Source organism: Aliiroseovarius sp. PTFE2010, assembly GCF_049943335.1.
Taxonomy (GTDB): domain Bacteria; phylum Pseudomonadota; class Alphaproteobacteria; order Rhodobacterales; family Rhodobacteraceae; genus JBNFVY01.
In genome coordinates this window covers 1-8,384 of the sequence record NZ_JBNFVY010000020.1, presented here as the reverse complement: position 1 = coordinate 8,384, position 8,384 = coordinate 1, and the positions used below count along the sequence as shown (strand labels likewise).

Here is an 8,384-nt window from a genome sequence, read left to right as displayed (position 1 = left end):
ATCGCTGCCGTCAGCGTGGTCTTGCCGTGGTCAACGTGCCCAATCGTACCGATGTTCACGTGCGGTTTAGAGCGGTCAAACTTTTCCTTAGCCATTTGGCGCCTCTGATTGTTCGCCCCGTGGGGCCCTATTGCGTAACGCGGGTGAAGTATTGGCAAAGCGACGAAAAATCAAGCGTCACTTCGCGGTGGTCTCCGATCCGCCAAGACTGGCAAGGGGATCATCGTCCAGCGGTTCGGGGATACGCGACGGATCGATCCCGAACCATTCGCCGTTTTCCAGCAGCCAGCGTTCAACCCGTTTGGCCATGTTGGCCGACAGGATTTCAAGCTGCGCCGCCTTGTTCCGGGTCAGGCCCGACCCGACCAACGTGCTGCCGGACGGACCTTCGAAAACGGTCAAAAGCTGGGGCTCGTCGGTCAGTTTCTTGCCCGCCGCATCGTCCCAGATGTTCGCCGAAACGACCAGCAGGGACTTGGGCGTAAAGACGACCGGCACACCCGGCATTGCCAGGGCATAGGCATCCACCTTCAGCCCGATGTGATACAGCTTGTCGCCATCGTACCGCCCCAGCCGTTCGGTGATCGCCTTGCTGAGCGCTGCCTGAACCTCGTCCGGGGTCGCCTGGCGCGAGAATGGGCCTTGCTGCATGCCTTCGGCGACAACAATGTTGTGCCCAAGCGAAAAGTCACCCAGATCAAAGGGCGGCTCATCGTCAAGCTGTGCATCCGCCGCGCAGCCCGCCAGCAGCCCGGCAAAGGCCAAAACGACCGCCCCGCGCGTCAGCCGACGCATTTGCGCCGAAACCCTGTTCAGCATTATTTTCCCCCGGTCGTTCAATTGAACGCTCAACCTAGTCCGCCCCCGACCCATTATCAATGTCGCCCATCCCGGTGACGTCGCATACCCCGCGAAGCGCCGCCCATTGGGTGTTGGTCAGGATGGGGCGCGTGGGCGCGTCAAGCGCATCGGCGGCTGCGCGCGCCGCGTCGATCCGCGCCGAAGGGTTGGGGTGGCTTTCAAGATGCCGCATGATGCCATCGGTTTCGCCATAGGTGTTGCGCATCCGCCCGAAGAACGTAGCGAAATGAACGGGCGACACGTCCGCGCCCTGCAAGATACGATAGCCATAAGTGTCGGCATCCGCTTCGGCGGCCTGGGTGTACTGCGCGTTGATCAGCCGGTTTGCCAGGGCCAGAACCACAGTGCCGCCCGCGAAATCGCCAAACAAAAGGCCGAGCACCCCGAAACTGCCCGCCGATCGCAAGGCGTGCCGGGTCGGATCGCGGCTTTCTACGTGACCCATTTCATGGGCAAAGACGGCCGCGACCTCTTCGGGGGATTGCGCAGCTTCGATCAACCCGCGAAACAGCACGATCCGCCCACCCGGCAGGGCAAAGGCGTTGATCATGTCGTGATCCAGAACCGAAACAGTCAACGGATAGGGCAGATTTGCCTGCGCTTCCAGCCGTTCGCGCATCCGCCTCAATGCGTCCAACCCATCTGGCGCGACGCAGGTTTGCACAGGCGCATTCGTGCGCGACAGCGCCTCGCGGATTTGGCCATAGGTGGTATCGCCCAACGCTTTTTCACCATCGTAGGGCAGATATTTGGCAAGCTGATCGGAAATCGAAGGCAGCAGCACAAACAGGATCAACGCCACCGACGACAGAGCGGCCGCCGCCCAGATCGCCAGCCGCCCCCTGCCCCGAACCGGCGGGCGCGCCGACAGGTGCCGCGCGCGGCGCAAGATGACCTGACGCGCCTGGGGGCCATGCACGATCAGGCGGGCCAGCGGATGGTCTTTGTGCGTCACGATCACGGTGTCGCGCCCGGCCTGCCCCGGCACGGCGCGCAGATCCGGCATGGCCCACCGGCGCGGCGCATCAGGGCGGGCCGGGTCAGACACCAACCTGGCACCCGGGCGCTGTTGCGGATCAGGGATGGACGGGGGCGCTGATACCTGAGCGGTCCGGATCACAAGAACTCCGTCCCCTTCGCTTTCATCCAGTGACAGCCAGGCCGGATAGAGCGTTGCCGAATGCCCGTCGAGAAAATGCGCATTGGGCGGATCCGTCTTGTCCCATGGTCCGGTCATATGGCCGCCCCCAGATCCAGCGCCTCGGCAAACCCTTCGGCTTCAGCAAATTCGTCACGTTCGCGCTGCAGGACGCCCCCCAGATGGTCCATGCCGTGAACTTCCAGCGTTTCCGCATAGTGTCGCAGCCGGGGCAGCGTCACGAACACATGCAAAAATACGCTCCAGATGATGAAAATCGCGAAATATGACGCGATGGAAAGCCCGATAAAAAGCGCCCGGGCTAGCGCGCTGTCAGCCTGGGCGCCAAGCAGCAGGAAATCAAGAACCCCCTCGGGGGCGCCCGCGCCATAGAACGCAACCAACCCCAGAGCGACCCCCAAAAGCACAACTGCGATGCCGACACAAAGATAGGTAAAAAGATACCCGAACCCGTAAATCCGCGCCAACCGGCCGGTGCGCAAATGTGATGTCAGACGCAAGGGCCCAGCGCGCTTGTGCGCGGCAAGCCGGCGGAACGCCGCCACCGAATAATGCAATGCGCCGATCACCATCAGGGCCAAGGCGACGATGCCGATCAGACCGGACGTGATCAGGGACAGGCCCAGTTCGCCCATGCTGTCCCAGTTTCCGGCCCAGTGATCCGGTCCCGGCCCAAGGCCGCGCGACAGGGCGAACAGTGACCATAGCGCATGGCCGACCAAGGCCAAAACGACAAGCCAGGGGATGGTGACCCACAGGAACGGGCGGATCAGCATGGTCCAACGCCCGCCCTGGTGCAGCCGCACCTGCCCGAAAAAGGTACGATCCGTGCGGTATTTTTCGAGCCAGAAGGTCTTGACCGGCCACAAAAGGCCGAGCGACAAGATCGTCAGCAGCCACAAAAGACACGCGCGCAAGGAATAGCCCCAGGCACCCGGTTCAATCCCGAACCGAATGCCGCGCCACCGGGTGCGCGCCAACACGTAACGCCTGGCGCGGTACTGGGCGAAAAACCACAGCGGAACCAACCCCACAAAAGACACCACGTAAGCAACCAGGTTCCCGTGGAAAATCGCAAAGGATCCGAACACCAGGATCAGGTTCACAATCCCGATGTAGAACGCAAGAAACACGACGGCGATCAGGAACCCCAGTAGTTTTTCAATCGGCTGACCCATGTATTCCAACGGCAGGCCGCCAGGCCGGATCGCGGACCAATAGTACTGGCGCAAGCGGGTCTTCATCCAGAACCGGTACAGCCCGAACGTCAGCACAGTCAAAATACCCGTACGCAACGCAATGGCAAAAATGCCGGCCTTGCGACCGACGAATTGCGTCGCCGCAGTGCCCGTGGTGTCAGTCAAACTTGTTGTTCCGCGGGAACCCGTGCGGCGGCGCCTTTCCCACACTGGCGCGCTTGGCGATCCACTGGGTCATGTCCGTTTCGGTGCGCGTCTTGTCGCCGCCCATCGTCCAGCTCAGCCCGTCCGACAAGTTGAAGGTGGTAATGTCAGACAGCCCGCCATCCAGTTCCAGCGTTCCCTGCTTGCCACGCGCCTGATTGTATTTTTGCAGACGCACCCCTTTGCCGCGCCCCAGTTCGGGCACTTCGGACAGCGGAAAGGCAAGGAACCGGCGGTTTTCCGACACGATCGCCACGTGATCGCCTGTGACACGCCGGCTGGCCGCCGCCTGCACACCACCTTTGACGTTCAACACCTGCTTGCCCGTCCGCGTTTGCGCGATGACATCGTTTTCGGACACGATGAACCCGTCGCCGGCGCTGGACGCCACCAGCAGCTTTTCCCCCGGTTTGTGGACAAAAAGATCGACGATGTTCACCTCGTTCGGCAAATCGACCATCAGGCGCACCGGCTCGCCCATGCCGCGCCCGCCGGGCAAGTTCGACCCCTGAAGGGTATAAAACCGGCCATTGGCCGCGAACAGCAGGATCTTGTCGGTGGTTTCGGCGTGGAAAATGAACCGCGGTCCATCGCCATCCTTGAATTTCAGTTCGCGCGTCAGATCGATATGCCCGGTCATGGCCCGGATCCACCCCATCTGCGAACAGACCACGGTGATCGGTTCACGTTCGATCATGGCTTCCAGCGGCACTTCGGCCACTTCCAGCGCTTCGGCGAACTGAGTACGGCGCGCCCCGCCCTCATAGCCTTTGCCAAATGTCTTTTTGACCTCTTTCAGCTGGTTTGAAATCTCGTCCCACTGCACGCTGGGGTTTTCCAGCAAATCTTCGATCTGCGCGCGTTCTTCCATCAGCGCGTCGCGTTCGCGGATCAGCTCCAACTCTTCCAGCCTGCGCAGGCTGCGCAGCCGCATGTTCAGGATCGCCTCGGCCTGCACGTCGGACAGTTCGCCCGGCCCGTCCGCGGGCAGAGGCGACACGTAATCGCTTTCGTCGATCGCACGAGCGCGCTTGATGGACCAGTCTTCCGCCATCAGCGCCGCCTTGGGGCTATCGTCATAGCGGATGATGTCGATCACGCGATCGAGGTTCAGAAAGGCAATGATGAACCCTTCAAGAACCTCTAAGCGGTGGTCGATCTTTTCCAGGCGATGGGTGGAGCGGCGCAGCAACACGTCGCGCCGATGATCCAGAAAGGCCCGCAGCACTTCTTTCAGGCTGCAAACCTTGGGCGTCACGCCATCGATCAACACATTCATATTCAGGCTGAACCGCGTTTCCAGATCGGAATTGCGGAACAGCGTGCTCATCAGCACATCGGGATCGACGTTCTTGGACTTGGGTTCGATGACCAGACGGATATCTTCGGCCGACTCGTCGCGAACATCGCCAAGGATCGGGATTTTCTTGGTCTGGATCAGCTCGGCGATCTTTTCGATCAGCTTTGATTTTTGCACCTGGTAGGGAATTTCCGTCACCACGATCTGCCACTGGCCGCGCCCCAGATCTTCGGTTTCCCACTTGCACCGCAGGCGGAAGCTGCCCCGTCCGGTGCGATAAGCCTCGGCGATGCTGTCGCGCGGCTCGACGATAATCCCCCCGGTTGGGAAATCCGGCCCCGGCACGTGGTTGAGCAACGTGTCATCGCGCGCGTCAGGCACCTTGACCAGATGCAGGCAGGCATCGATCAGTTCGGGAATGTTGTGCGGCGGAATGTTGGTTGCCATGCCCACCGCGATCCCGGTAGCGCCATTTGCCAACAGGTTCGGGAACGCCGCTGGCAAAACAACCGGCTCTGTCAATGTGCCGTCGTAATTGTCACGGAAGTCGACGGCATTTTCATCCAGCCCGACCATCAGCAATTCGGCCGCCTGCGTCATGCGCGCTTCGGTGTACCGGCTGGCCGCCGGGTTGTCTCCGTCGATATTCCCGAAGTTCCCCTGCCCGTCGACCAACGGGTAGCGGATGTTGAAATCCTGCGCCAGGCGCGCCATCGCATCATAGATCGCCTGGTCACCGTGCGGGTGATAGTTGCCCATCACGTCCCCGGAAATCTTGGATGATTTCCGGAAGCGCCCGCTCGGGGCCAGCTTCAATTCGCGCATCGCATAAAGGATGCGCCGGTGCACCGGTTTCAACCCATCGCGCGCATCGGGCAGGGCCCGGTGCATGATGGTCGACAGCGCATAGGTCAGGTAACGCTCGCCAATCGCACGGCGTAGCGGTTCGCTGATCTGGATGGCGCCTGTATCGTCTTTTTGATTATCGTTTTCGCTCATGTGCATTTGATACTCTCGCCGTGATGCGCGGTAAAGCAGGCACAGGGGGAACGCTTGGCTATTTTTCCCAAAGGAACGAATCCACGCCTTCGGTAGTTGATAGGGCAATCAGCACATCGGGGGATGGCATGTTCAAATTGATTATGACGACGCTTGTCGGCATCGGCTTGGTTTTGACAATTGGCGGGCGCGATGTCACCGATGCCGAGATGTCGCAAAATCTGGCAGACGACACACCTGCGGTAACGCGCGCGCAAAACAACACGTCCGAAATTGCGCTGACTGCGGTGGCCGTGCAAGCGCCCCAGGTTCTGCCAAAGGCTCAACTGGTGCAACCGGCAAGCGCGGCCAAACAAGGGCTGCGACAACTAGAGATCCCGGCTGTTTTCGCCGCATCGGCCGCATCGACCGGGCCGGACGCCGGATCGCGCGAAATGAAACCCGAACCATCGCAAAGCAACGTGTTTGTCGTGTCGGGCAGCCGTGTGAATGTTCGCGCGGGGCCATCGACACAATTCGGCGTTGTCGGGCAGGTCATTCGCGGCGATCTTGCCATGGTCGTCGAAGAAACATCGAACGGCTGGGCCCGTATCCGCATCGAAGGCGACGGCGTCGAAGGGTACATGTCCACGCGTTTTCTTGACCCGGCCAGCTAAGCGATTGCGCGCGCCCCTGCCGGCGGCTATCCCGGCGGGATGAGCGACAGGATCATTCTCATTACCGGGTGTTCGTCCGGCATCGGGCTGGACGCGGCGCGCACCTTGCACAGCCGTCAGGGGTGGCGTGTCCTTGCCACCTGCCGGCACGCCAAAGATTGCGCCGCCTTGCGCGACGAAGGCTTGGAAAGCTTTGTTCTTGATTACGAAAAACCCGAAACGATCCAGGCTGCACTGGACGAATTGACGGCGCGGACCGGCGGACGTATCGACGCCCTGTTCAACAACGGGGCCTATGCCATTCCAGGGGCGGTCGAGGATCTGCCAACCGATGCCCTGCGCCAGATTTTTGAGGCTAACCTGTTCGGCTGGCACGAATTGACCCGGCGGATCATTCCCCTGATGCGCGCCCAAGGGCATGGGCGAATCGTGAATTGCGGGTCAGTCCTGGGACTGGTCGCCCTGAAATGGCGCGGCGCGTACAACGCCACGAAATTCGCGCTCGAAGGGCTGACAGACACGTTGCGGCTGGAAATGCGCGACACGAACATCCGCGTCAGCCTGATCGAACCGGGCCCCATCCCGACGCGGTTTCGCCTGAACGCGCGAAAGAACTTTGAAACGTGGATCGACTGGGAAACCAGCGCCCGCGCAGATCAGTATCGCAAAACCCTGATCCCGCGCCTTTACGCCGAAAACCCCGGCCCCGATCCGTTTGAATTGCCGCCCTCGGCGGTAACTTCCAAGCTGATCCACGCGATCGAAAACCCGCGCCCGCGCGCCCACTATTATGTCACCCGCGCCACCTGGATCACCGCAATGGGGCGGCGCGCGCTGCCGACCCGCACGATCGACTGGTTGTCGAACAAGGCCTGACGCGCGGCAGCGGGCCGCAGGGCACCGTGGATTGCGCGACAAGGGGACTATGTGCGATGACAGGCGAAACGCAGTGGAGGAAACATGTTCCAAGACCCGCTCTTTGGCGTGATGATCGTGGCCGTCCTGGCGGTTCTGGTCATCCTGATGATTGGCATCGGCGGCTTCGCCAAGGGTGGCGATTTCAACCGCAAACATGCCAACCGCGTGATGCGGTACCGGATCATCGCACAGTTCGTCGCGATCTGCATGGTTCTGCTCTTCGTTTACGTCCGCAGCAAAGGGTGAGGAAATGGTTGTCCTGAACAAGATCTATACGCGAACCGGCGACAAGGGCGACACCGCGCTGAGCGATGGGTCGCGCCGCGTCAAACACGACTTGCGGGTTCAGTCCTATGGCACCGCCGACGAAGTCAACGCGACAGTGGGCCTGGCGCGCCTGCACGCGGATGGCGCGATGGACGCGCAGCTGGCCAGCATCCAGAACGATCTGTTCGATCTGGGCGCTGACCTCAGCCGGCCCGACATGGCCAAGGACGCCGATGCCGAATATGAGCCACTGCGCATGTCAGACGCGCAGGTTCTGCGGCTGGAAAACGAAATCGACGCGATGAATGTCGATCTGACCCCGTTGCGCAGCTTTACCCTGCCGGGCGGGACGCCGCTGGCGGCGCATTTGCACCTGTGCCGGACGGTATCGCGGCGGGCAGAACGGCTGGCTACGGAATTGGCAACCCAGGAAGACGTGAACCCTGCCGCAGTGAAATACCTGAATCGCCTGAGCGACTGGTTTTTCGTGGCCTCGCGGATCGCCAACGATCAGGGCCGCGGCGATGTGCTCTGGGTGCCCGGGGCAAACAGGTAACCCGACCGCGCCGTTCCAAACCGTAATTCCAGTGCCGGGCGGTATTTCAGCACGACAACGCTGCGTCTTGACGCGGCGGTGCGGCATTTTTGCGCTGTTTTCCCCACGGACCCTCGGGTAACAAGCGTGCGCAGAATTGGCGGGCGTCAGCGCTCGCGCACCATACAAAGGGAGATACCGTGATGAAGGTACTTGTACCTGTCAAGCGCGTGATCGACTACAACGTTAAGGTTCGTGTGAAAGCGGACGGAAGCGGTGTCGATCT

At 61.3% G+C, this 8,384-nt stretch carries 9 protein-coding genes and 1 pseudogene; 5 read left to right on the top strand and 5 right to left on the bottom strand.

Annotation, left to right across the window (positions count from 1 at the left end; translation table 11 throughout):
• From ACP2AV_RS15410 to ACP2AV_RS15390, 5 genes are all read right to left on the bottom strand, one after another.
• Positions 1–95 (bottom strand): GTP-binding protein (locus ACP2AV_RS15410; protein ID WP_143163231.1); only part of this gene is annotated, 95 nt, incomplete at its 3' end.
• 82 nt (positions 96–177) lie between these two features.
• Positions 178–819 (bottom strand): hypothetical protein, encoded by a 642-nt coding sequence (locus ACP2AV_RS15405; RefSeq protein ID WP_426373662.1) that lies wholly within the window; start codon positions 817–819, stop codon positions 178–180.
• A gap of 34 nt (positions 820–853) precedes the next feature.
• Positions 854–2,098 (bottom strand): M48 family metallopeptidase, encoded by a 1,245-nt coding sequence (locus ACP2AV_RS15400; RefSeq protein ID WP_426373661.1) that lies wholly within the window; start codon positions 2,096–2,098, stop codon positions 854–856.
• Positions 2,095–3,384, bottom strand: coding sequence for a DUF898 family protein (locus ACP2AV_RS15395; RefSeq protein ID WP_426373660.1), 1,290 nt, complete (start codon positions 3,382–3,384; stop codon positions 2,095–2,097). The genes ACP2AV_RS15400 and ACP2AV_RS15395 overlap by 4 nt, the downstream gene beginning before the upstream one ends.
• The gene (locus tag ACP2AV_RS15390; protein ID WP_426373659.1) at positions 3,377–5,722 is read right to left on the bottom strand and encodes a DNA topoisomerase IV subunit A; all 2,346 of its coding nucleotides are present in this window, start codon (positions 5,720–5,722) and stop codon (positions 3,377–3,379) included. The genes ACP2AV_RS15395 and ACP2AV_RS15390 overlap by 8 nt, the downstream gene beginning before the upstream one ends.
• A gap of 128 nt (positions 5,723–5,850) precedes the next feature.
• On the opposite strand from ACP2AV_RS15390, the gene ACP2AV_RS15385 reads away from it, so the two are divergent.
• From ACP2AV_RS15385 to ACP2AV_RS15365, 5 genes and pseudogenes are all read left to right on the top strand, one after another.
• Entirely contained in the window at positions 5,851–6,378 is a 528-nt protein-coding gene (locus ACP2AV_RS15385; RefSeq protein ID WP_426373658.1) for an SH3 domain-containing protein, read from the top strand.
• 39 nt (positions 6,379–6,417) lie between these two features.
• On the top strand, positions 6,418–7,254 hold the full coding sequence (locus ACP2AV_RS15380) for an SDR family NAD(P)-dependent oxidoreductase (protein ID WP_426373657.1): 837 nt from the start codon (positions 6,418–6,420) through the stop codon (positions 7,252–7,254).
• 84 nt (positions 7,255–7,338) lie between these two features.
• Positions 7,339–7,542, top strand: coding sequence for a twin transmembrane helix small protein (locus ACP2AV_RS15375; RefSeq protein WP_426373656.1), 204 nt, complete (start codon positions 7,339–7,341; stop codon positions 7,540–7,542).
• A 4-nt stretch (positions 7,543–7,546) separates the two neighbouring features.
• A complete protein-coding gene (locus tag ACP2AV_RS15370; RefSeq protein ID WP_426373655.1) occupies positions 7,547–8,119 on the top strand; it encodes a cob(I)yrinic acid a,c-diamide adenosyltransferase in 573 nt (190 codons plus the stop codon).
• A 182-nt stretch (positions 8,120–8,301) separates the two neighbouring features.
• Positions 8,302–8,384 (top strand): annotated as a pseudogene (locus ACP2AV_RS15365) (electron transfer flavoprotein subunit beta/FixA family protein); the annotation flags it as partial.